We start from the raw sequence: 22,299 nt of genomic DNA, 5'->3' as shown, positions 1-22,299 counted from the left end.
ATGGAGTTCAGAAAAATACGGATGTTTGTGGAGGTGGTCCGGCAGCAGGGCTTTTCCCGGGCCGCCAAGGTCATGTTCAGCACGCAATCGACCATCAGCAAGGCCGTGCGCCAGCTGGAGAACGAATTGGACGCGCCGCTGCTGGACAGGAACGCGCGGGGCATCGCCCTGACCCCTTCGGGGGAGGTGGTCTACCGCCGGGGGCTGCGCCTGCTGGCCGAGCAGGGCGACATGGAGCGGGAACTGGCGGAACTGCACGGGCTGGCCAAGGGGTCGCTGGTGCTCGGCCTGCCGCAGATCGGGGCCTCCACCCTGTTCGCCCCGGTGTTTGCGGAATACCGCAAGCGCTTCCCCGGCATCGACATCCGGCTGGTGGAGCACGGCAGCGACGAGTTGGAGGAGATGCTGCGCGCCGGGCGCGTGGAGCTGGCCGCCTCGCTGTTGCCCGTGGCCGAGGATTTCGAATGGCTGCCCGTCCGGCATGAGCCGCTGGTGGCGCTGCTTTCGCGCGACTATCCCCAGGCGGCCCTGGGCTCCATCCGCCTCGAGGCCCTGCGCGAGGTGCCGTTCATCCTGTTCGAGGACGGTTTCGCCCTGAACCGGATCATCCTGGCGGCCTGCCGCCGCAGCGGGTTCGAGCCCGCGGTCATCACCAAGAGCAGCCAGATCGACTTCATCTGCAAGCTGGCCGGTGCCGGGCTGGGAGCGGCCTTCCTGCCCAGGGTGGTGGCCGAGCAACGGACCTCAGGGGAGGTCGGGCTCGTCGAGCTGGAGGACCCGCACACGGCCTGGAACATGGCCGTCATCTGGCGACGCGGGGCGTACCGCTCCCGCGCGGCCCAGGCCTGGCTCGACGTGGCGCGCGATCTGTACGGCGGACCGACGGCGGGTTGATCGCCATTATATAAAAGGAAAGGACCGGCCGTGAGGCCGGTCCCTTGTCGTGTGCGGGTGAAGGCTAGTACTGGATGTAGGCCACGTGGGTCTGCAGGTATTCGTATAGGCCGTGCTTGCCGTCCGCGCCGCCGATGCCGGACTTGCGCCAGCCCGCGTGGAAGCCCTGGATGGCCTCGAAGTGTTCACGGTTGACGTAGGTCTCGCCGAACTTGAGCTCGTTGATGGCGCGCATCGTCTTGTTCATGTTGGAGGTGAAGATGGACGAGGTCAGGCCGTATTCGCAGTCGTTGGACAGCTCGATGGCCTCGTCGAAGTCGTCGACCTTGACCACGGGCAGGGCCGGTCCGAAGATTTCCTTGCGGATGATCTCCATGTCCTGGGTGCAGCCCGCCAGCAGGGTGGGCTCGTAGAAGTAGCCCGAGGGCTGGTTTTCGGCGCGTTTGCCGCCGACCAGGACGTCCGCGCCCTCGGCCTTGGCCCTGTCGACCATGGCCGCGATCTTGTCGAGCTGGGCGGCGTTGATCTGGGAGGACATGTCGGGCGGGGTCTTGGCAAAGGGATCGCCGTAGGTCACGGCGGCCATGGCCTTGGTCATGCGCTCCATGAACTCGTCGTAGACCGGGGCCTCGACGTAGACGCGCTCGGCGCAGTTGCAGACCTGGCCGGAGAAGATGACGCGGGAGGCGACCACGGCCTTGACGGTCAGGTCCATGTCGCAGTCGGCGCAGACGATGACCGGGGCCTTGCCGCCCAGTTCGAGCGAGGTCTTGGTGATGTTCTCGGCGGTGGCGGCGATGATCCGTTGGCCGGTCTCCACGCTGCCGGTCAGGGTGATCAGGCCGACCTCCGGGCTGCGCACCAGGGCGTCGCCCAGGGTGGAGCCGCCGCCGGACACGAAGTTGAGCACGCCCTTGGGCAGGCCGATCCCGGCGATGATCTTGGCGAACTCGAAGGTGGTGTTCGGGGTGTCGCTGCTCGGCTTGAGGATGATGGTGCAGCCGGTCAGGATGGACGGGGCGACCTTGCGGGCCATGACGAAGAACGGGAAGTTCCACGGGCAGATACCGACCACCACGCCGATGGGCTGGCGGTACAGGAGGATGTTCTCGGTGGGCCGGTCGCTCTGGATGACCTCGCCCTCGTACTTGTTGGACCACCCTGCATAATAATCGAAATAGGCGGCGGTGGCGTCAATCTCCACCTGGGCCAGCGGCATGACCTTGGCCTGTTCCTCGGCCAGGGTCTCGGCCAGCATCACGCGGTTGGCCCGGATGGCCTCGGCCATCTTGGTCAGGTACACGGCCCGTTCGGAGCAGGGCTTGGCGGCCCAGGCCTTCTGGGCGGAGGATGCGGCTTCCAGCGCCAGGGCCGCGTCCTCGGCGCCGCCCTTGGGGGCCATGGCCACGACCTTTTCGGTGAAGGGATTGATGACCTCGAACCGCTCCTTGGAAACCGCGTCACGGAACTCGCCGTTGATGTACTGCTGATATGATTTCATTCAAAACCTCCTGAATAACAAGTTGGTTAAAGCGCCAAACCGCAAGGATGCCCTCGCCTCCAGGGGGGGGGCGGCAGGGCTTGCCGGCGCACAGGAATGGTTCATAGATTGACAGAAGGGGAGGCCTGAAACAAGCCCTCCACGAAAGAAATATGTCAATTCCAGCATAGTGGACGATTTTCGTGAGCGGACCAGGGCGCGGTGGCCTTGTCGGCGGGCCTGACCTCCCCTCCCGAGGGACCGCCTCTGGCCGGTTCCGGTCGGCCGCCGCCCTAGCCCCGCCCCCCTATCCTCGGCGTCATACAAGAACATTGACAGACAAGCCGCCCCTGCCCTATGAGATAACCTCTCCCACGCCAGGGTGGCGGAATTGGTAGACGCAGCGGACTCAAAATCCGCCGGTAGCGATACTGTGAGGGTTCGAGTCCCTCCCCTGGTACCAGGAATGAAATTAGGGCGTTAGAGGTTATACCTCTAACGCCCTTTTTGTTTTGTCGGCGGATGAAGGGGGAGGCGCTTGAGCGCGGTGCTCGGGGTTATTCCTTGGCGGCTGTGAGGCAGGCTGTTTGGAGCCGTTCCTTTATGTATTGCAACATGTCGTCGTCGGCTTCGTAGAGGTCGAAGCATTTGGCGTCTTCGCCCAGGAGCCCGCCGGGGACTTCTTCGCCCAAGTCCTTGGGGTCGTCCACCAGTTCGTTGTAGAAGCAGACCGACAGCCAGCGGTCGGCCGGGTCGTCGTCGATGACGTCGACCATGGCGAACAGGTTGCGCCTGGTCTGGTTCTCGTGGGCGGCGCGCAGGGAGAAGGTGATGCCGGGGCGGGGCACGAAGTCGAGCTTGATGCCATCCAGTCCTTCGAGGTGCGCCTTGAGGGCCGAAAAGCAGTCCTTGGTGTTGTTGGGGTCCGCTGTCCAGGTGTCGAGGAAGGTGGACAATTGGTCGGCGAGCAGGGTGTCCATGGGGAGGTCTCCTTGGGGTGCGTTGCTTCGGTTGCGGGCAGGGGGCTTATCGATCGGCCTCGGACAGTCTCGGCCGCGAGCGTCCCCGCGGGGGCTGAAAAGGGGGTGCCGCCAGTGCCTATACGTGGTGAACGCCGGGCCTTCAAGCGGAAGGTTGCTCGTAGGCGATGTCTTGCGGCCGAGGTCGGACCGCCCGCCGTCCGCATTTCGGGGCCGACGGGCGAGAGCCTTGGCTACATTGCCGGTCCGGTCTGGGAGACGGTCGTTCGGTTCAGGATGCGGCCCCCCCTCTTGACAGGAATTTTCGTGCAGTCTAGTGTTTGTTCAACATTTAGGAATGGAGTCCAGTATTTTGGAAAAAAGCAAGATGTCGACCCTGCAGAGGGCCATGGTGATTTTGGAATACCTCTCCGAGAACGGGGCAGCGCCCGCGTCGGAGCTCATCGACCATTCGGGCATCCCCAAGAGCACGGCCTACCTGCTGCTCAAGGAGATGCAGCAGCTCGGGCTGGTCTCGCAGGACGACCGGGGCAACTACCGGCTGTGGGTGCGCCTCATCGCCCTGGGCGAGCGCGCCTCGGGGCAGCTGGACATCCGCGACACGGCCAGGCCCCATCTGGAGGCGTTGATGAACCGCACCGGGCTGCTCTGCCACCTGGGCATCTTCGACGGCGACGCCGCCTACTACATCCTCAAGATCGAGTCCCAGAGCACCATCAGCGTGCGTTCCTCCGTGGGCAAGCGGCTGTCCTTGCACCGTTCGGGCGTGGGCAAGTGCCTGCTCGCCTGGCAGCCCGAGTCCGTGCGCAGGGCGATCGTAGCGGCCACGGATTTCCAGGCGGTCACGCCGACGACCATCGTCTCGGCCGAGGCCCTGGAGGCGGAGCTGGCCAAGATCCGCAGGGAAGGGTGGGGATTCGACAACGGCGAGGACGTCTCGGCGGTGCGCTGCGTGGCCGCGCCCGTGTTCGACGGGACCGGCGGCGTGGCCGGGGCCATCTCCGTGGTCGGGACGTCCATGCAGGTGGCCGACGCCATGGTGGACTCTCTGGCCGGGCAGGTCCTGGCCTGCGCGCGGGACATTTCAAGAGATTTGGGCTGGACGGAAGCCTAGGCGCGCGCGGTGCGCGCCGAATGGGCTCTTCGGCCCGACAACCTGTTACATTGGAGGACCAAGATGATTCTTCCGAAGATCAAGGAGATCAGGGCCTACTACTGCGGCGGCGCCACGGCCAAGGCCGCCGGTGGCGGGGGCGACTATCACGACCAGGCCGGCGGGCACTGGATCGACGACCACATCGCCACGCCCATGAGCAAGTACAAGAAGTACGAGCAGTCCCGGCAGTCCTTCGGCATCAACGTGCTGGGCACGCTGATCGTCGAGGTGGAGGCGGACAACGGCGTGACCGGCTTCGCCATCTCCACCGGCGGCGAGATGGGCTGCTTCATCGTCGAGAACCACCTCAACCGGTTCATCGAGGGCCGCTGCGTCAGCGACATCAAGCTGATCCACGACCAGATGATCAACGCCACCATGTACTACGCCGGTTCCGGCGGCATTGTCATGAACACCATCTCCTGCGTGGACCTGGCCCTGTGGGACCTGTTCGGCAAGGTGCTCGACACGCCGGTCTACAAGCTGCTCGGCGGCGCGGTGCGCGACGAGATCCGGTTCTACGCCACGGGCGCACGCCCGGACGCGGCCAAGGAGATGGGCTTCATCGGCGGCAAGATGCCGACCCACTGGGGCCCGCACGACGGCGACGAGGGCATCCGCAAGGACGCGGCCATGGTCGCGGAGTACCGCGAGAAGTGCGGCCCGGACTTCTGGCTGATGCTCGACTGCTGGATGAGCCAGGACGTGAACTACGCGGTCAAGCTGGCCCACGCCTGCGCGCCCTATAATCTGAAGTGGATCGAGGAGTGCTTTCCCCCGCAGCAGTACGACAGCTACCGCGAGCTCAAGCGCCAGGCCCCGGCCGGGATGTTGGTCACCACCGGTGAGCACCACGGCACCATCCAGTCCTTCGCCACCCTGTCCGAGACCGGCGTGGACATCATGCAGCCGGACGTCGGCTGGTGCGGCGGCCTGACCACCCTGACCGAGATCGCGGCCATCGCCAAGTCCCACGGCCAGCTGGTCGTGCCCCATGGTTCCTCGGTCTACTCGCACCACGCGGTGATCACCTTCACCAACACGCCGTTCAGCGAGTACCTGATGACCAGCCCGGACTGCCTCGAAGTCAGGCCCCAGTTCCATCCGCTGCTGCTCAACGAGCCGGTGCCCGAGAACGGGCGGATCACCAAGGAGACCCTGGACAAGCCCGGTTTCGGCGTGGAGCTGAACCGCGAGTGCGACCTGGTCAGGCCCCACACGCATTAGGGAGTCGCAATGGGATCAAGGATACGGATCGTGGCGGGCGGCGGGACAGAGCCCGCAACGAACATGGGCCACCAGGTGGCAGCCCGGTAGCCCACTCTCCCAACGTAAAATGGTATCACGCAATAGGAGAACACTATGTCACCAAACTTGGAGCAGGTTGTCAATAAAACCCGCCTGCGCCTCATACCCTTCATGTTGATGCTGTACATCCTGGCCTTCCTCGACCGGGCGAACATCGGTTTCGCCAAGGCGTCCTACCAGTTGGACACCGGGTTGGGCGACGGGGCCTTCGCCATGGGCGCCGGGATCTTCTTCGTGGCCTACGCCTTCCTGGGCGTGCCCGCCAACCTGCTCATGCGCAAGTTCGGGGCCCGCGCCTGGATCGGCGGCACGACCATCGTCTGGGGCATCCTGTCCGCCTCCATGGGCTATGCCGATTCCGAATGGAAATTCCTGCTCGTGCGCAGCCTGCTCGGCGCGGCCGAGGCGGGCTTCTTCCCGGGCATGATCTACCTGACCTCCCAGTGGTTCCCCCAGCGCAGCCGCGCGGGCATCATGGGGCTGTTCTACATGGGCGCGCCTCTGGCCCTGACCCTGGGCTCGCCCCTGTCCGGCGCGCTGCTCGAGATGCACGGCTTCCTGGGCCATCCGGGCTGGTACTGGATGTTCGTCATCGAGGGGGCTCTCGCCCTGATCGCCGGGTTCGCGACCTTCATGTACCTCGACAACACCCCGGAGGAGGCCCGCTTCCTGGCCCCCGAGGAGCGTGCGCTGCTGGCCGAGACCCTCACGGCCGAGGAGAGCACCAAGGCGACCTCGAAGATCAGCGATGCCGTCAAGCGCTGGCCCGTGTGGCACCTGGCCATCATCTACATGATCATCCAGATCAGCGTGTACGGCCTGGTCTTCTACCTGCCCACCCAGGTGGGCGCGCTCATGGGCACCGCGGTCGGCTTCAAGGTCTCGCTGGTGGCCGCCATCCCGTGGGTGGCCGCCCTGTTCGGCACCTACTACATCCCCCGGTACTCGGACCGCACCGGCGAGCGGCGGATCACCGCCGCCCTGACCCTGCTGGTGGCCGGGCTCGGCCTCGGCGTCTCGGCCTTCGCCTCTCCGGCCGTGGCCATCGTCGCCCTGTGCTTCGCGGCCGCCGGGTTCATCGCCGTGCAGCCCGTGTTCTGGACCATGCCCACCGGCCTCCTGTCCGGCGCGGCCCTGGCCGCAGGCATCGGCTTCACCAACATGTTCGGCGCGTTCGGCGGCTTCCTGGCTCCGAACATCAAGGCCCAGGCCGACATCTTCTTCGGCAACCACATGGCCGGTCTGGTGACCCTCGCGATCATCACCGTGTTCGGTTCCCTGGCCATCCTGGCCCTGCGCACGAAGAAGGCCCCCCAACCCGTGCCCAGCGAAGTCTGAGCAACGGGCCCACAACAAACGAGATAGACACATGATACCCAAGAACAGATTCAAAGAGGCGATCGCCAAGGGGGAGGTGCTGTACGGCCTGTGGCTGAGCACCGCATCCCCCTACATGGCCGAACTGGCGGCCGGGTCCGATTACGACTGGCTGCTCATCGACGGCGAACACGCCCCGAACACGGTGCAGACGGTGCTCGGCCAGCTGCAGGCCGTGGCGCCCTATCCGGCCCACCCCGTGGTCCGGCCCCTGGAAGGGAACACGGCCCTGCTCAAGCAGGTCCTGGACATCGGCGCGCAGACCGTGCTGGTGCCCATGGTCGACAGCGCCGAGGACGCCAGGCGCATGGTTTCGGCCCTGCGCTATCCGCCCAACGGCCAGCGCGGCGTCGGGGCGAGCATCGCCCGGGCGTCCCGCTGGGGCCGCGTGACCGACTACATGGCCAAGGCCGAGTCCGAACTCTGCCTGCTGGTCCAGGTGGAGAGCCGCGAGGCCCTCGGCAACCTGGACGAGATCATGGCGGTGGAGGGCGTGGACGGCGTGTTCATCGGCCCGGCCGACCTGTCCGCCTCCATGGGCCACCCGGACGACGCGGGCCATCCCGAGGTGCAGGCGGCCATCGAGGATTGCCTGAAACGCATCCGCGCGGCGGGCAAGGCCGCCGGAACCCTGTGCACGGACCCGGCCTCGGCCCGCAAGTGCATCGAGTGGGGCGCCAACTTCGTGGCCGTGGCCGTGGACACCATGTCCTATGTCGAGGCCCTCGACGCCGCCCTGGCCCCGTTCAAGCCGGTCGGCCGGGAAGCGGAAAAGAAGCAGGGCTACTAGCGCAAACAAATCGCAAACCTCCACCGGCCTCGGGCGGCGGCGTCAGCCGCCCCCGGGGTCGGACCCGCGGAGTCCATTGTCCGATAGGGGGAATGCCCGGCCTTGCCGCCCGGCGTTCCCCTGTTTTTTCGCCCTGCGAAAACCGCCGTTCCAAACGCGCCGGTCCGGCCTGGGCAGCCGCTTTTTCCGTGTGCGTTTTTTCCGTATCCGGATGTTGCTATTTCTGTCGCAGAGACGTAATTTCTTGTTGAATTCGCCGTTATTACCTATGGCTTCAGCGTGGGGCCGGGGTGGCGGCAAGCCTAGTAGATGTAGGAGTTTGTTATGCGAAAAATGATGCTTTCCAGCCTTCTCGTTCTTTCCATCGCGCTCTTTTCCGCGCCCGTCTTTGCCGAGGGCCCGGTCAAGACCCTTCCCGGCGACATTACCCTGGCCCAGGCCCGGGTCGTCCTCGACGCCGCCCTGAAAAAGGCCGTCGAGATCAAGGTGCCCATGAACATCGCCATCGTGGACGCCGGCGGCAACCTCAAGGCCTTCTACCGCCAGGAAGACGCCTTCCTCGGCAGCATCGACATTTCCATCAAGAAGGCCGTCACGGCCCGATACTTCAACATGACCACCCGGGCCCTGGGCGCGGTGTCCGTGCCCGGCCAGCCCCTGTACGGCATCGAGGCCAGCAACAACGGCCTGATCCTGTTCGCGGGCGGCGTGCTGCTCGTGGACAAGAACAACGTCATCGTCGGCGCCATCGGCGTGTCCGGCGGTTCCGTGGACGAGGACGAGAGCGTGGCCAAGGCCGGCGCCGCCGCCCTGCTCAAGTAGCGTCCGCCATCATCCAGTAGCAATCCGGTCGGCCCGGCCCGGGAAACATCCCGGGCCGGGCCGTGTTGTTGCGCGAAGCTCCGGGGCGGTCCGGCGCGGGGAAGGGCAGGGCGGCGGGGCCGCCGAAAAGGGGTGTTGACAGGTGTGCAACCAAGTTGCATCATGTGATCGGTTTGCCCGTTCCGGCAAGGCTGCAACACAATCCCTTGGAGGGTGGCATGACGGTTTCCCGGTTGATGAAAAAGCTGTTTCCGATGGTGCTCGGGCTGATGGTGGCCTGGGCCGGGCCCGTGTTGGCGGGCGGCAAGGTGCGGGCGTTCGTGTCCATCCTGCCGCAGAAATATTTTGTGGAACGCATCGGCGGCGACCTGGTGGATGTCGGCGTATTGGTCCTGCCCGGGGCCAATCCGCATATGTACGAGCCCTCGCCCCGGCAGATGACCGCCCTGACCCGGGCGCAGGTCTATTTCGCCATCGGCGTCAACCTGGAGGACGTCTGGCTGCCCAAGCTGGCCGACGCCAACCGCGGTATGCTCGTGGTCCGGACCCAGGAGGGCGTGGAGAAGGTGCCCATGGCCGCCCACGAACACGACGGGGAGCAGGGAGCCATGCATGAGGAGCACGCGGACGAAGAGCACGAACACGGCATCCTGGACCCGCATATCTGGCTCGACCCCGTGCGGGTCAAGACCATCGCGCGGAACACCTGCGCCGGGCTGGTCCAGGTCGACCCCGCCCACCGGGCTGCGTATGAGGCCAACCTGGCCGCGTTTCTCAAGGACCTGGAAGGACTGAACGCGTCCATCGCCCAAACCCTGGCGGCCCTCCCGGCGGACAAGCGGACCTTCATGGTCTTCCATCCGTCCTGGGGCTATTTCGCCGCGCGCTACGGCCTGACCCAGGTGGCCATCGAGGCGGGCGGCAGCGAGCCGAGCCCCCGGCATCTGGCCGAGATCATCGAGCACGGCCGGGAACTGGGCGTGACCGTGGTCTTTGTCCAGCCGCAGTTCTCCCGGCGCAGCGCCGACGTCATCGCCTCGGAGTTGAAGGCCAGGGTGGTGCCCCTTGACCCGCTGGCCGAGAATTGGAAGGATAACCTTCTGCACGCGGCCGCCGCCTTTGACCAGGCCCTGCGCTAACCCGATTTTGGAGGTCGCCATGACCCTGCACGACACGGCCGGGGCCGCCCGGGAGTTCCTGGAGCAAACCGGCCTGGAACCGACCCTCAACCGCATCCTGGTCCTGTCCGCCGTGGTCGCCGGACAGCGGCCCATGACCGCCGCCGAGGTCCACGCCGAGGTCCTGCGCGAGCATCGGCTCAACCGGGTCACGGTCTACCGCATCCTCGACCTGCTGGCCGAAAAGGGCGCGGTCAACCGCTTCAGCACGGGCGAACGCGCCCAGCACTACTGCGTGGGCCGCAATCACAGCCACTTCCACTGCACCGGCTGCGGCCGCGTCCAGTGCATTGCTAACGAGGAACTCCACTTCGACGAAATCGCCGTGGCCAACGCCCTCAACCTGGACGTCAGCCACGTCGACCTCCACCTCGAAGGCCTCTGCCCCGCCTGCGCCCGCACAGCAGGCTAGGGCGGTTGGAGGCCTCCGGCGGCCGGGGGAAGGGGGAAAGGGAACCCTTTGAAGAGGGCTTCCCTTTCCCCCCTTCCCCCGGACCCCCATCCCCCTTTCCTTCCTAAACTTTTTGTAGCCGCCTTCGGTGGGGTGTGAGCGTGGGGGGGGCTTTTGGCCGAAAGGGCGAAGCGCCTCGGACATCGAAGCCCCCCCAAACATTGGAGCGCCTCGGGTGCGCAGCACCCGACGGCGGCTCTCCCAGCACGGAGTCAGGCTTTCGAGAGTGGTGTAGCCGTGCATTTGCCGAGGGGGTGTTTCACCACAGCGTAGTCCCCCTACGTGAGGATGAAACACCCCCTCGAAAAATGTGCGGATGCGCCGCTATCGGAAGCCGCGCGCAAAAGACGGCAAAAAAGAAAGGCTCCATGGCGGTGATTGGAGCCTTTCGGGGGGAGTTCCCGGCGGGGATTGCCGGGAAAACAATTGTTGTCGTTGACGGTGCTCATACAGTCATACTTTTATTGCAAATACAATAGGGGAACGTCCTGATGTTGAGGACCTTTCCCGGGAAAAATTCCCATTCGCAAAAAGAAAGCCGCCCGGCGGCGCCGGACGGCTTGAAAAGACGACGGATTCCATAGTGATTCAGAGACATTAACCTTCGAGGAGCTTGCGGGCGATGTCGCGGTCGTAAAGGGCCAGGGGGTTCCGGTCGGTGTTTTTTTCACGGAACATGGCCGCGGCCGCCTCGATGGCCTGGTAGGGGACCCACTGGTGTTTTTCCCAGATGATCGGTTCGTCCGGATTGTAGAGCCTGAATTCGATTTCGCCCTCGTTGTCGCGCACGTACATGCGCACCTCGGGGTGCTGCAGGGAAGGGGTGTAGTAGACGCCGCGTTCGTCTTTCATGGCGGGTTCTCCTAAGCTTGGAAGTTGAAGCGGACCGTATCGCCCGTGTCGTAGACCTTGACGTTCATGGCGCCGAGCAGCACGCGCAGGGGGCGGCCGAAGAGGAAGTCGTTCAGCTCGGCGGGCATGCCGGATTTCTGCGGGACCAGGCGGCGCATCTCCATGTCGTAGACGACCATCTCCTTGAGCTCTTCCCCGGCCTCGCGGTCGCCCTCTCGGGCCGCCTTGGCCAGCGCCTCCATGCGCACGGGGGCGCAGCGGCGGTCGTGTTCGGCCATGAGCTCGAGCAGGGGGTGTCCCTCGGGCAGCAGGTCGGCGCGCGTCAGGCGGTCCTTCCCGTACATGGCCTGGAGGGGCGCGGTGTCCTTGCAGAACAGGGCCGCGCACTCGGCGGGGCGGGTGGCGTACACGGCGCAGAGGTTGCTCTCCGGGCTCAGGTAGAGGCAGGTCCAGGCGCCGTTGCGGCCTTTGATCTTGAGCATTTCGTGCGCAAGGGGCTGGACCTGCTGCGCGGGCTGGTCGAAGACCCATTCCCCGACGCGCAGAGTGACGATGTCCGCCAGGGGGATGGTGCCGTCCTGGATGAGCGGAAGATCCTGCGCGTGGAGGGCGGGGCCGCCATTGCGGCAACACTGCCCGCAACGGCGGCATTGCGGTTCATTAGTGGTTGGAATTTGCAAGTTTGTGTTGCTCCTTATACCCTTTTGCGGTAACGCTTGTGGCGGTCCATATCCTGTGCCAAGGGTCCGATACTCCGGCTCGGCCGCGAAGGCAAGACCGGGGGTGGCAAGCGATCCCGAAATCAGGTTGTCTAATGAGTCCGCAAACTGTGGGTTGACAATGGGTTCTCGGATATTTCGGTTGACAGAAAACCGAACGGTCCAGTACATTATCAGCCCTGCATACCTTGTGAATATTGGCGCAATTGCCGGTATTTCAGGTAGTTGCGTTAAGTAGGTAAGGCGTTCTGGCTTCGGGTGAATTTTTTCACCATTTGCCGGCCCGGGCGCAAAAATGGTTGATGGCAACATCTTAATCAAACAATGGAGGTTAAGGGAATGGCGAAACACAAAACTCCTCTGTTGGATCAGCTGGAAAGCGGCCCGTGGCCCAGCTTTGTATCCGACATTAAACAGGAGGCTGAAGCTCGAGCCAAGAACGAGAAGGGTCTGGATTACCAGATCCCCGTCGATTGTCCCGACGATTTGCTGGGTGTTCTCGAAATGTCGTACACCGACGGTGAGACCCACTGGAAACACGGCGGCATCGTCGGCGTCTTCGGTTACGGCGGCGGCGTTATCGGTCGTTACTGTGACCAGCCCCAGATGTTCCCCGGCGTCGCTCACTTCCACACCGTCCGCGTGGCTCAGCCCAACGGCAAGTGGTACAACACCGAGCTGCTGCGCAACCTGGTCAACATTTGGGACCTTCGCGGTTCCGGCCTGACCAACATGCACGGCGCCACCGGCGACATCGTGTTCCTGGGCACCACCACCCCGCAGCTCGAGGAAATCTTCTGGGAACTGACCCACGACCTCGAGATCGACCTCGGCGGTTCCGGCTCCAACCTGCGCACCCCGGCCACCTGCCTCGGCATGTCCCGCTGCGAGTACGCCTGCTACGACACCCAGGAGCTTTGCTACAACCTGACCCAGGAATACCAGGACGAGCTCCATCGCCCGGCGTTCCCCTACAAGTTCAAGTTCAAGTTCGACGGTTGCCCCAACGGTTGCGTTGCCGCCATCGCTCGTTCCGACCTCTCCTTCATCGGTACCTGGAAGGACCAGATCAAGGTCAATCAGGAAGTCGTCGCCGCCTACGTCGGTGGTGAGATCGCTCCCAACGCCGGCGCCCATGCGGGCCGCGACTGGGGCAAGTTCGACATCCAGAAGGAAGTCGTTGACCTGTGTCCGTCCAAGTGCATTTCCTACGATGGCAAGCTGACCATCGACGACAAGGAATGCGTCCGTTGCATGCACTGCATCAACACCATGCCTCGCGCCCTGAAGATCGGTGACGAACGCGGCTGCTCCATCCTGTGCGGCGCCAAGGCCCCGATCCTCGACGGTCCCCAGATGGGCTCCCTGCTCGTGCCGTTCATCGAAGTCAACAAGGACGACGATTTCCAGGCCATCAAGGACATCATCGAAAATGTCTGGGATTGGTGGATGGAAGAAGGCAAGAACCGTGAGCGTATCGGTGAGACCATGAAGCGTCTGGGCATGGCCGCCCTGATCGACGCCGCCGGTGTTCCGGTCGACGCCCGTCAGGTTCAGGAACCTCGCCACAACCCCTATATCTTCTGGAAAGCCGAAGACGTCGAAGGTGGTTGGGATCGCGACATCAACGAATTCCGCAAGCGTCACCAGCGCTAAAAAGAGGAGTGTATCGATATGGCTTTTATTTCTTCTGGGTACAATCCCTCCAAACCGATGGAAGGTCGGATTTCCGACATCGGACCTCGTCACTTCGGCGAGTATCTGCCCCCGGTTATCAAAGAAAACTTTGGTAAATGGGACTACCATGAGATCATTGAGCCCGGCATCCTGCTGCACGTGGCCCTGTCCGGCGACAAGACCTACACGGTCCGCGCCGGTACCGCCCGCCTGATGTCCGTCACTCATATCCGTGAAATCTGCGACATCGCCGACAAGTTCTCCGGCGGTTACGTCCGTTTCACCACCCGTAACAACATCGAGTTCCAGGTCGAGACCGTTGAGGCCGCCAAGGAACTGAAGGCTTTCCTGAACAGCCAGAAGTTCCCCGGTGGGGCCTACAAGTTCCCGGTCGGCGGCACCGGCGCCGGTGTGACGAACATCGTCCACACCCAGGGTTGGGTCCACTGCCACACCCCGGCCACCGATGCTTCCGGTACCGTCAAGGCCACCATGGACGTCGTCTTCGACGACTTCACCGACATGAAGCTGCCCGCTCCGGTGCGCATCTCCATGGCCTGCTGCCTGAACATGTGCGGCGCGGTGCACTGCTCCGACATCGCCATTCTCGGTATCCACCGCAAGCCGCCCCTCATCGACCACAAGTTCCTCGACAACCTGTGCGAGATTCCCCTGGCCGTGGCCGCCTGCCCCACCGGTGCAGTCCGTCCGTCCAAGGTCGAGCTCGATGGCGAGACCTACAAGACCGTCGCCATTAAGGAAGAGCGCTGCATGTTCTGCGGTAACTGCTACACCATGTGTCCGTCCCTGCCGCTGTCTGACGGCGAGGGTGACGGTATCGCCATCATGGTCGGCGGCAAGATCTCCAACCGCATCACCAAGCCCGCCTTCTCCAAGGTCGTGGTCCCCTTCGTGCCCAACGAGCCGCCTCGCTGGCCCACGCTGACCAAGACCATCAAGAAGATCCTCGACACCTACGCCAAGGACGCCAACAAGTACGAGCGTCTGGGCGACTGGGCCACCCGCATCGGTTGGGAGCGTTTCTTCGAGAAATGCGACCTGCCCTTCAGCGAGCACCTGATCGATGACTTCCGTGATCCGGCGTACTACACTTGGCGCCAGACCACCCAGTTCAAGTGGTAAGATAATGAAGAATCGGGGTACGGCGAATCCGCCGTACCCCGTCTTTATGCAACAATAAGGAGTCCGCCATGGCACTCGATCCCGAAGCCGGAAAGGCTGAAATCCTCAAGTTCTGCGAAGAGAAGTCCGCGTCGAAGACCAAATTCTACTTCAACGACTTCACCAAGCTCTTCCCGGATGAGAAGAGCCGCGCTGTTAAAAAGCTCCTGACCGAACTGGTTCAGGAAGAAAAAATGGTGTTCTGGTCCTCCGGTTCCACCACCATGTACGGCCTGGCCGGTGTCGGCAAGCAGGCCCACTCCGAGGGCGAAGACTAGTCTTCGGCCCAATTCGGTCCACAAGGCCTTGCCCGCATCCGAGAGGTGACGGGCAAGGCTTTCTTGGTTACAAGAACCCGTGCACAACGTGGCGAATCCGATCCCCCGCATACTCCTGGCCGGACTGTCCGGCGGCACCGGGAAGACCATCGTCTCCCTGGCGCTGGCTCGCGCCTTCAGCCGTTCCGGCCTTGCCGTGGCCCCGTTCAAGAAGGGCCCGGACTATATCGACGCCCAGTGGCTCGCCCTGGCGGCCGATCGCCCGTGCTCCAACCTGGACCCCTTTTTCCATTCCCGCGAGGTCATCCGCTCCCTGTTCTTCCATCGCTCCAAGGGGGCGGACATAAGTCTTATCGAAGGCAACCGTGGGCTGTTCGACGGCATGGACGAGCAGGGCTCCTGCTCCAGCGCGGAACTGGCCCGCATGATCGACTGCCCGGTCATCCTGGCCATCGACTGCACCAAGATGACCCGCACGGTCGCCGCCATCGTCCAGGGGTGCGCCGGGTTCGAGCCCGGCCTGAACCTGGCCGGGGTCATCCTCAACCGTACGGCGGGCGAGCGGCACCGCGACGTGCTGCGCCGGTCCATGGAGGCCTACAGCGACGTGCCCGTGCTGGGCATGCTCCCCAAGATGAAGAACCCCATCCCCGAGCGGCACATGGGGCTCATGTCCGACCAGGAATACGACGGTTCCGCCCACCTCGACGCCCTGGCCGACCTGGCCGCCGAGTGGCTGGACCTGGACGGCATCCTCAAGGCGGCCAAGGCGGCCCCGGACTTCGGTCCTGCGCCCGACCCCGTATTTCCCGGCCCCCCGGCCGAAAAGACCGCGCGCATCGGCTACGTGCACGACGCGGCCCTGTGGTTTTACTACCCTGAGAACCTGGAGGCCCTGGAGCACGCCGGGGCCGAACTGGTCCGCCTGAGCCTGCTCGACGGCGAGCCGTGGCCCGAGATCGACGGTCTGTACCTCGGCGGCGGGTTCCCCGAGGTCTTTGCCGAGCGCATCGCGGCCAACCGGCCCGCGCTCAGGTACCTCCGCTCCCTGGCCGAGTCCGGCATGCCCATCTACGCCGAGTGCGGCGGGTTCATGGTCCTGTGCGACCGGCTTGAGATCGACGGGCTGAGCCACAGGATGGCGGGCGTCTTCCCCCTGACCACGTCGTTCTGCCCCCGCCCGCAGGGGCTGGGCTACACCGAGGCCGAGGTGGTCGAGGATTCGGTCTTCTTCCCCAGGGGCGAGCGCGTCCTGGGCCATGAATTTCACTATTCCATGTGCGTGTCCGACGGCGCGGCTGACCTGCGCCACGGGTTGCGCATGATTCGCGGGCAGGGCAGCGCGCTCGGCCGCGACGGCTTCCTGCACAAGAACACCTGGGCCGGATACAACCACATCCACGCCCTGGCCGTGCCCGGATGGGCCGAGCGCTTCGTCGCCGCTGCGTCCGCCCGCCGGGGAGCGGCCCGGTAAACCCCTTGTCTCGGCACGGTCTTTCGTGAGACACTGCCGCCACACAATCACCCAATCCTACAAGCGAGTACCATAATGAGTATACCCTTCATCGACCTCAAAACGCAGTACAGGCAGATCGAGAACCAGATCAAAGCGAATATCGAAGGCGTCCTGGAACACGGCGCCTACGTCATGGGTCCGGAAATCCGTGAGCTCGAGGCCAAACTGGCCGACTACACCGGCGTGGCCCATGCCGTGAGCTGCTCCTCCGGCACCGACGCCCTGCTCATGTCCCTCATGGCCCTGGGGGTGGGCCCGGGCGACGCCATCTTCACCACGCCGTTCACCTTCATCGCCACTGCCGAGGTGGTCGCCCTGCTCGGCGCGACCCCGGTGTTCGTGGACATCGATCCCGTGACCTTCAACATCGACCCGGACGACCTGCGGCGCAAGATCCGCGACGTCCGCGACAACCGCAAGGACCTCAAGGCCCGTGGCGTGATCACCGTGGACATCTTCGGCCAGCCCGCGGACTACGACGCCATCGAACCCCTGGCCCATAACTCCGGCCTGTTCCTGATCGTGGACGCGGCCCAGTCCTTCGGGGCCACCTACAAGGGGAAATCCGTGTGCGCGCTGGGCGACCTGGCCTGCACCTCGTTCTTCCCGGCCAAGCCGCTGGGCTGCTACGGCGACGGCGGCATGGTCTTCGTCAACAACGAGGAACTGCACCAACTCCTGGTCTCCGTCCGGGTGCACGGCATGAGCGTCACGGACAAATACGACAACGACCGGCTGGGCCTGACCGCCCGCATGGACTCCATGCAGGCCGCCGTGCTTCTGGCCAAGTTCGGGATCTTCCCCGGCGAGATCGAAAAGCGGCAGGAAGTGACCGCCCGCTATGCCGAACTCCTGTCCGAGGTGGACGGCCTGACCCCGCCTTCCGTGCCCGAGGGCAACGTTTCGGTCTGGGCGCAGTACTGCGTGCTGGCCCGGGACGCCGAGCATCGCTCCGAGCTCATGGGGCGGCTGGCCGAGGCGTCCATCCCGTCGACCATCTATTATCCCAAGCCGCTGCACCTGCAGAAGGCGTTCGCCGACCTGGGCTACTCCATGGGCGACTTCCCGGTGTCCGAGGACGCGGCGTCGCGCATCTTCGCCCTGCCCATGCATCCCTACCTGACCGTTGAGGATCAGGAGGCGATCGTCAAGGTCCTCAAGGGGTAGGGCGCATGTCCCGGTGGACCTGGGCGGGCACGGTACGGGTGCTCAAGCCGGTGCTTGCGGGCATGGCCCTGGCCTACGTGGCCACGGGCTTCGTGGACGGCCCACCGCCCGTGAACTTCAGCCCGGAGAGCCCCAACTCCGCCAAGCAGACGGAGATCGTCGAGCCCCAGGCCGAACTGGTCATCGAGCGGAACATCCTCAAGCTCGGCTCCCTGCTGACCTTCCAGGCCGAAAATCCGGCCCTGGTCCGGCAGGAGGCCGCTCCCAACGAGGGGCTGGGCATGTTCTTCGATCCCGACGTCCAGCCTCCCCCGGCCGAGGGGGCCGGGGCGGGCGCGTCCGAGGCGGGGCAGTAGGCCCCCAGGGCGGCCCCATTTGCCAGGCGCACCGGGCTCTGGTAAGGGGGAAATCCCCTAACGACATCACGCCGGGCGCGACCCGGCACAAAGGAGCGTATTCATGATCAAGATGGAAACCACCATGGGCGACATCGTCATCGAACTCGATTTCGAGAAGGCCCCCAAGACCGCGGCCAACTTCCAGCAGTATGTGGAGGAGGGCTTCTACGACGGCCTGATCTTCCACCGAGTGATCTCCAACTTCATGATCCAGGGCGGCGGCATGGACCCGGACATGAAGGAGAAGGCGACCCGCGCGCCCATCAAGAACGAGGCCAACAACGGCCTGACCAACGACAAGTACACCCTGGCCATGGCCCGGACCATGGACCCGCATTCCGCCTCGTCCCAGTTCTTCATCAACGTCAAGGACAACGGCTTCCTGAACTTCTCCTCCGAGACCCCCCAGGGCTGGGGCTACGCCGTGTTCGGCAAGGTCGTTGAAGGCCAGGACACCGTGGACAAGATCAAGGGCGTGGCCACCGGCCGCCACGGCTTCCACGACGACGTCCCTGTCGAGCCGGTGGTCATCAACAAGGCCACCGTGGTCGAATAGCGGCCCGTCCGTTCCCCGGACTTCGGTCGCGTGGGGGACACAGTGCAATAAAAGGGCGCACCCTGTTTCGGGGTGCGCCCTTTTTTCCGGGCGAAAGGTGGGCCGGGCCGCTAGACCATCAGATTCAGGCCGGAGTAAGACGAGCTGCTCCCGCCCATGGCCAGGAGGCCGCCGCCCTTGAACCAGCTGGAGGGGTCGGTGTTGTCCGCGTACCACCAGGCAAGGGACTGCTGCTGCAGGCTGGTCATCATCTGGCTCTGGGAGAGCTGGCTGGAGGCCGTGGAGGTCAGTTTGCCCAGCTGGATGATGTCGTGGAACTCCTTGACCTTGTCCGGGTTGTCCTCGAAATACTTGTTGATGATGGCCGCGTCCTTGGTGGATTCCGGGACCGTGACCTTGCCCGTGTCCGGGTCGTAGGTCATGGCGAACTCGGAGGAGACGTCCACGCCGAGCTTCTTCAGGTCGGCCATGACCTCGATATCCCACTTGTCGCCGAGCGTCTTCCGGTAGTTCTGGACATCCTGGAAGGAGAGCCGGTTGTCATCCCCTTTGGGAATCTGGTCCAGAATGGATGAAATTTCCGATGCCAGGCCCGAGGACCCCGAGTTCTTGGCGCTTTCCTCGTCGAGCTTCCTGGCCTGCTCTTGAAGCTGTTTCTCCTCGACCGAGGCGCGAAGCAGCCTGTAGGTGCCGGTGATCAGATCGCTTCCGATGGATGTGGTCGACATGCTTACTCCCGCTGTTGCCGTTTTTCATGAGGAATGTTTTTCCCGTGGTCATGGGAAAGCACAAGCCGTGCCAACCGCATTGGATGCTTCCGATAGGCCGGTCGGAGAATGGAATGAGGCGCAAAAAAAGGGCTGCCCCGATCGGGCAGCCCTTTGGCTTGACGTGTCGCGGGCAGCATTAGCCGCCGAGGTACGCCTTCTTGACCTCAGGGTTTTCCATGAGCTCGGCGGACGTGCCCTGGGCCACGATCTCGCCGGTGTCGATGACGTAGCCCCGGTGGGCGAACTTCAGCGCCAGGTTGGCGTTCTGCTCGATGAGCAGGATGGTCATGCCTTCCTCGTTGAGCTCCTTGAGGGTGCGGAACATGTCGTACATGAGCAGGGGGGCCAGCCCCATGGACGGCTCGTCGAGCATGATCACCCGGCAGCCGGACAGGATGGCGCGGCCCACGGCCAGCATCTGCTGCTCGCCGCCGGACAGGGACTCGGAACGCTGTTTCTTGCGTTCGTCCAGGCGCGGGAACAGGGTGTAGACGCGCTTGTAGTCGCGTTCGATCTCCGCCTGCCCGTCCTTGCGGGAGTAGGTGGCGATCTTGAGGTTTTCCTCGACGGTCAGGTTGCCGAAGATGTGGCGTCCCTCCGGGACCAGGGCCATGTGCAGGTCCGAGACGACCTTGTCGGCGGACATGCCCAGGATGGACTGCCCCCGGAAGCGGATGTCGCCCTTGATGACCTTGGGGGCCTCCGGCGGCGGCAGCTGCGCGATGGACATGAGCGTGGTCGACTTGCCCGCGCCGTTGGCGCCGATGAGGGTGACGATTTCGCCTTCGCCCACGGTGAAGGAGATGCCGTGCAGGGCTTCGATGTTGCCGTACTTGACGAACAGGTTTTCGACTTCGAGTAAGGGAGTAGTCATATGTTGTCGTCTCCAAGATAGGCCTTGATGACGGCCGGGTTGCTCTGGATGTCTTCGGCGGTCCCCTCGGCGATGGTCGAGCCGAAGTCGATGACCTTGATCCACTGACACAGCGAGGTGACGACCTTCATCTGGTGCTCGATCATGAAGATGGTGATGTCGAAGCGGTCGTGGATGCCCCGGACCAGGGTGATCAGGTCTTCCACGTCCTTGGAGTTCAGGCCCGCGGCCGGTTCGTCGAGCAGCAGGAGCTTGGGCCGGATGGACATGGCCCGGGCGATCTCCACCCGGCGCTGGAGCCCGTACGGCAGGTTCTTGGGATACTCCATGGCCACCTCGGTCAGGGACATGGCCTCGAGCAGCTCCTCGGCGATCTCCAGGATGCGCGCCTCGCGGGCGCGGTACTTCTTGCCGCGGATGATCGAATCCAGGACCGTGTAGCCGAGCCGGTAGTGCTGGGCGATGCGGATGTTGTCCAGCACGGTCATGTCGTGCCACAGGCGGATGTTCTGGAAGGTCCGGGCGATGCCCATGGACGTGACCTGGTGCGGTTTGAGTCCGGCCGTGGGCTTGCCGTCGAAGGTGATGGTCCCCTCGGTGGGCTGGTAGAAGCCGGAGATGAGGTTGAAGATGGTGGTCTTGCCCGCGCCGTTGGGGCCGATCAGCCCCATCAACTCGCCGCCCTTCATGTCCACCGAGAACTCGCTGACGGCCTGGAGGCCGCCGAACCGTTGGGTGAGGCTGTCTATTTTAAGCAGTGACATGAACAGCCCCCTATTTGAACGTGTAGTATTTTTTGAGTTTCGGGAACACGTCCGACAACTCCTTGTTGCCCATGATGCCCTCGGGCCTGAACTGCATGATCAGGACCAGGAGCAGCGGGATCATGACCCACTTGATGACGCCCGCCGACGGCTCCCAGTCCGGGAACACGAAGGTGGCCGGGGCCAGCAGGAAGTCGATGAGCGCCTGGGAGCGCAGGATCTCGAGCAGGAAGGTGAAGACCACCGCCGAGAGGACCGCGCCCGAGAGCGAGCCCATGCCGCCCAGGTAGACCATGACCATGGCCTCGGTGGACTTGAGGATGTTGAACGACTGCGGGTTGACGTAGCCGACCACGTGGGCGAACAGGCCGCCCGCGCACCCGGCCAGGCCCGCCGAGATCATGAAGTTCACGGTTTTGATCTTGTTGGTGTTGACCGACATGATCTCGGCCGCGGTCTCGTCCTGGCACACGGCGTTCACGCCCTTGCCGTAGGTCGAGGTGATGAACCGGCGGATGACCCAGATGTCGAAGATGGTGAACAGGATGACGTAGAGCAGAACCCAGGGGAAATCGTTGTCGCCGGCCAGCCAGGACGGGGTGGCGTCAACCATGGCCCAGACCGTGTCCTTCATGCCCTGGAAGCCGCGCGATCCGCCGATCCAGTCCATGTTCTCGATGGCCGAGATGACCATGTAGTTCACCGCGATGGTGATGATGGCCAGGTAGTCGTCGCGGGTCTTGAACGAGGGCAGGGCCACCAGGATGGAGGACAGGGCCGCCATGGCGCCGCCGATCAGGATGATGACCGGGAAGACGAAGTAGGACGCGGCCGCCGGGAACAGCGGGTCGCCGAACTTGGAGCCGAAGCAGAGCACGGACAGCATGGAGGCCACGTAGGCGCCCACGCACATGAAGGCCGCGTGCCCGCAGGTGAACTCGCCCATGTTGCCGTTCACCAGGTTCAGCGAGGTGGACATCATGATGTTGATGCCCCCGAACATGATGACCGCCTGGATGTAGTTGTCGAGGATGCGGTATTGGGCCAGGACCAGCAGGACCACGGCCGCGAACGCTATCAGGATGTTGAATGAGTATTTCTGCATGCGCT

Annotated in this window: 23 protein-coding genes and 1 tRNA gene; 16 read left to right on the top strand and 8 right to left on the bottom strand. The window is 64.1% G+C overall.

Going from position 1 to position 22,299, the window contains the following annotated elements; translation table 11 throughout:
* A complete protein-coding gene (locus tag AB6M95_RS11400) occupies window positions 1-894 on the top strand; it encodes a LysR family transcriptional regulator (protein WP_371386874.1) in 894 nt (297 codons plus the stop codon).
* A gap of 64 nt (window positions 895-958) precedes the next feature.
* Here the strand turns inward: AB6M95_RS11400 and aldA are convergent, their stop codons facing one another.
* Window positions 959-2,395 carry an aldehyde dehydrogenase gene (gene aldA / locus AB6M95_RS11395; RefSeq protein WP_371386873.1) on the bottom strand — a complete coding sequence of 479 codons (1,437 nt, stop codon included), beginning with the start codon at window positions 2,393-2,395 and terminating at the stop codon, window positions 959-961.
* Between the two features lie 355 nt (window positions 2,396-2,750).
* Between aldA and AB6M95_RS11390 the strand changes: the two genes are divergently transcribed.
* A tRNA-Leu gene (locus tag AB6M95_RS11390) sits at window positions 2,751-2,837 on the top strand.
* A gap of 94 nt (window positions 2,838-2,931) precedes the next feature.
* Here AB6M95_RS11390 and AB6M95_RS11385 read toward each other — a convergent pair.
* Window positions 2,932-3,354, bottom strand: a complete 423-nt coding sequence (locus AB6M95_RS11385; RefSeq protein WP_371386872.1) for a hypothetical protein — start codon at window positions 3,352-3,354, stop codon at window positions 2,932-2,934.
* Between the two features lie 367 nt (window positions 3,355-3,721).
* On the opposite strand from AB6M95_RS11385, the gene AB6M95_RS11380 reads away from it, so the two are divergent.
* The 7 genes from AB6M95_RS11380 (at window position 3,722) to AB6M95_RS11350 (ending at window position 10,397) form a co-directional block, all read left to right on the top strand.
* Window positions 3,722-4,468 carry an IclR family transcriptional regulator gene (locus AB6M95_RS11380; protein ID WP_371386871.1) on the top strand — a complete coding sequence of 249 codons (747 nt, stop codon included), beginning with the start codon at window positions 3,722-3,724 and terminating at the stop codon, window positions 4,466-4,468.
* 63 nt (window positions 4,469-4,531) lie between these two features.
* The gene (gene rhmD / locus AB6M95_RS11375; RefSeq protein ID WP_371386870.1) at window positions 4,532-5,737 is read left to right on the top strand and encodes an L-rhamnonate dehydratase; all 1,206 of its coding nucleotides are present in this window, start codon (window positions 4,532-4,534) and stop codon (window positions 5,735-5,737) included.
* 135 nt (window positions 5,738-5,872) lie between these two features.
* Window positions 5,873-7,156, top strand: coding sequence for an MFS transporter (locus AB6M95_RS11370; protein WP_371386869.1), 1,284 nt, complete (start codon window positions 5,873-5,875; stop codon window positions 7,154-7,156).
* A gap of 31 nt (window positions 7,157-7,187) precedes the next feature.
* Window positions 7,188-7,985: an aldolase/citrate lyase family protein gene (locus AB6M95_RS11365; RefSeq protein WP_371386868.1), complete on the top strand. Its 798-nt coding sequence runs from the start codon at window positions 7,188-7,190 to the stop codon at window positions 7,983-7,985.
* A 324-nt stretch (window positions 7,986-8,309) separates the two neighbouring features.
* Window positions 8,310-8,807, top strand: a complete 498-nt coding sequence (locus AB6M95_RS11360) for a GlcG/HbpS family heme-binding protein (RefSeq protein ID WP_371386867.1) — start codon at window positions 8,310-8,312, stop codon at window positions 8,805-8,807.
* 218 nt (window positions 8,808-9,025) lie between these two features.
* Complete coding sequence (locus AB6M95_RS11355) at window positions 9,026-9,946, top strand: metal ABC transporter solute-binding protein, Zn/Mn family (RefSeq protein WP_371386866.1); 921 nt, start codon at window positions 9,026-9,028, stop codon at window positions 9,944-9,946.
* Between the two features lie 19 nt (window positions 9,947-9,965).
* Complete coding sequence (locus AB6M95_RS11350) at window positions 9,966-10,397, top strand: Fur family transcriptional regulator (RefSeq protein WP_371386865.1); 432 nt, start codon at window positions 9,966-9,968, stop codon at window positions 10,395-10,397.
* Between the two features lie 636 nt (window positions 10,398-11,033).
* Here AB6M95_RS11350 and AB6M95_RS11345 read toward each other — a convergent pair.
* On the bottom strand, window positions 11,034-11,288 hold the full coding sequence (locus AB6M95_RS11345; RefSeq protein ID WP_371386864.1) for a hypothetical protein: 255 nt from the start codon (window positions 11,286-11,288) through the stop codon (window positions 11,034-11,036).
* An 11-nt stretch (window positions 11,289-11,299) separates the two neighbouring features.
* Complete coding sequence (locus AB6M95_RS11340; protein ID WP_371386863.1) at window positions 11,300-11,968, bottom strand: YkgJ family cysteine cluster protein; 669 nt, start codon at window positions 11,966-11,968, stop codon at window positions 11,300-11,302.
* Window positions 11,969-12,346: 378 nt separating this feature from the next.
* Between AB6M95_RS11340 and dsrA the strand changes: the two genes are divergently transcribed.
* From dsrA to AB6M95_RS11305, 7 genes are all read left to right on the top strand, one after another.
* On the top strand, window positions 12,347-13,663 hold the full coding sequence (gene dsrA, locus AB6M95_RS11335; RefSeq protein WP_371386862.1) for a dissimilatory-type sulfite reductase subunit alpha: 1,317 nt from the start codon (window positions 12,347-12,349) through the stop codon (window positions 13,661-13,663).
* Between the two features lie 18 nt (window positions 13,664-13,681).
* Entirely contained in the window at window positions 13,682-14,827 is a 1,146-nt protein-coding gene (dsrB, locus tag AB6M95_RS11330; RefSeq protein WP_371386861.1) for a dissimilatory-type sulfite reductase subunit beta, read from the top strand.
* 68 nt (window positions 14,828-14,895) lie between these two features.
* A complete protein-coding gene (locus tag AB6M95_RS11325) occupies window positions 14,896-15,144 on the top strand; it encodes a dissimilatory sulfite reductase D family protein (protein ID WP_071545912.1) in 249 nt (82 codons plus the stop codon).
* Window positions 15,145-15,232: 88 nt separating this feature from the next.
* Entirely contained in the window at window positions 15,233-16,618 is a 1,386-nt protein-coding gene (locus AB6M95_RS11320) for a cobyrinic acid a,c-diamide synthase CobB (protein ID WP_371386860.1), read from the top strand.
* 75 nt (window positions 16,619-16,693) lie between these two features.
* Window positions 16,694-17,827: a DegT/DnrJ/EryC1/StrS family aminotransferase gene (locus AB6M95_RS11315; protein ID WP_371386859.1), complete on the top strand. Its 1,134-nt coding sequence runs from the start codon at window positions 16,694-16,696 to the stop codon at window positions 17,825-17,827.
* Window positions 17,828-17,832: 5 nt separating this feature from the next.
* A complete protein-coding gene (locus tag AB6M95_RS11310) occupies window positions 17,833-18,183 on the top strand; it encodes a hypothetical protein (protein ID WP_371386858.1) in 351 nt (116 codons plus the stop codon).
* Between the two features lie 103 nt (window positions 18,184-18,286).
* A complete protein-coding gene (locus tag AB6M95_RS11305; protein WP_371386857.1) occupies window positions 18,287-18,781 on the top strand; it encodes a peptidylprolyl isomerase in 495 nt (164 codons plus the stop codon).
* A 110-nt stretch (window positions 18,782-18,891) separates the two neighbouring features.
* Here AB6M95_RS11305 and AB6M95_RS11300 read toward each other — a convergent pair whose 3' ends face one another.
* The 4 genes from AB6M95_RS11300 to AB6M95_RS11285 form a co-directional block, all read right to left on the bottom strand.
* Entirely contained in the window at window positions 18,892-19,509 is a 618-nt protein-coding gene (locus AB6M95_RS11300; RefSeq protein WP_371386856.1) for a hypothetical protein, read from the bottom strand.
* 178 nt (window positions 19,510-19,687) lie between these two features.
* Window positions 19,688-20,425, bottom strand: coding sequence for an ABC transporter ATP-binding protein (locus tag AB6M95_RS11295; RefSeq protein ID WP_371386855.1), 738 nt, complete (start codon window positions 20,423-20,425; stop codon window positions 19,688-19,690).
* Window positions 20,422-21,189 (bottom strand): ABC transporter ATP-binding protein, encoded by a 768-nt coding sequence (locus AB6M95_RS11290; RefSeq protein WP_371386854.1) that lies wholly within the window; start codon window positions 21,187-21,189, stop codon window positions 20,422-20,424. Before AB6M95_RS11290 ends, AB6M95_RS11295 begins: the two co-directional genes overlap by 4 nt.
* Window positions 21,190-21,199: 10 nt before the next feature.
* A complete protein-coding gene (locus AB6M95_RS11285) occupies window positions 21,200-22,294 on the bottom strand; it encodes a branched-chain amino acid ABC transporter permease (protein WP_371386853.1) in 1,095 nt (364 codons plus the stop codon).
* Between the last annotated feature and the right edge of the window lie 5 nt (window positions 22,295-22,299).

The sequence above is a fragment of the Pseudodesulfovibrio karagichevae genome (assembly GCF_041414475.1).
Taxonomy (GTDB): domain Bacteria; phylum Desulfobacterota; class Desulfovibrionia; order Desulfovibrionales; family Desulfovibrionaceae; genus Pseudodesulfovibrio; species Pseudodesulfovibrio karagichevae.
This window is presented reverse-complemented; position numbering and strand designations above follow the sequence as displayed.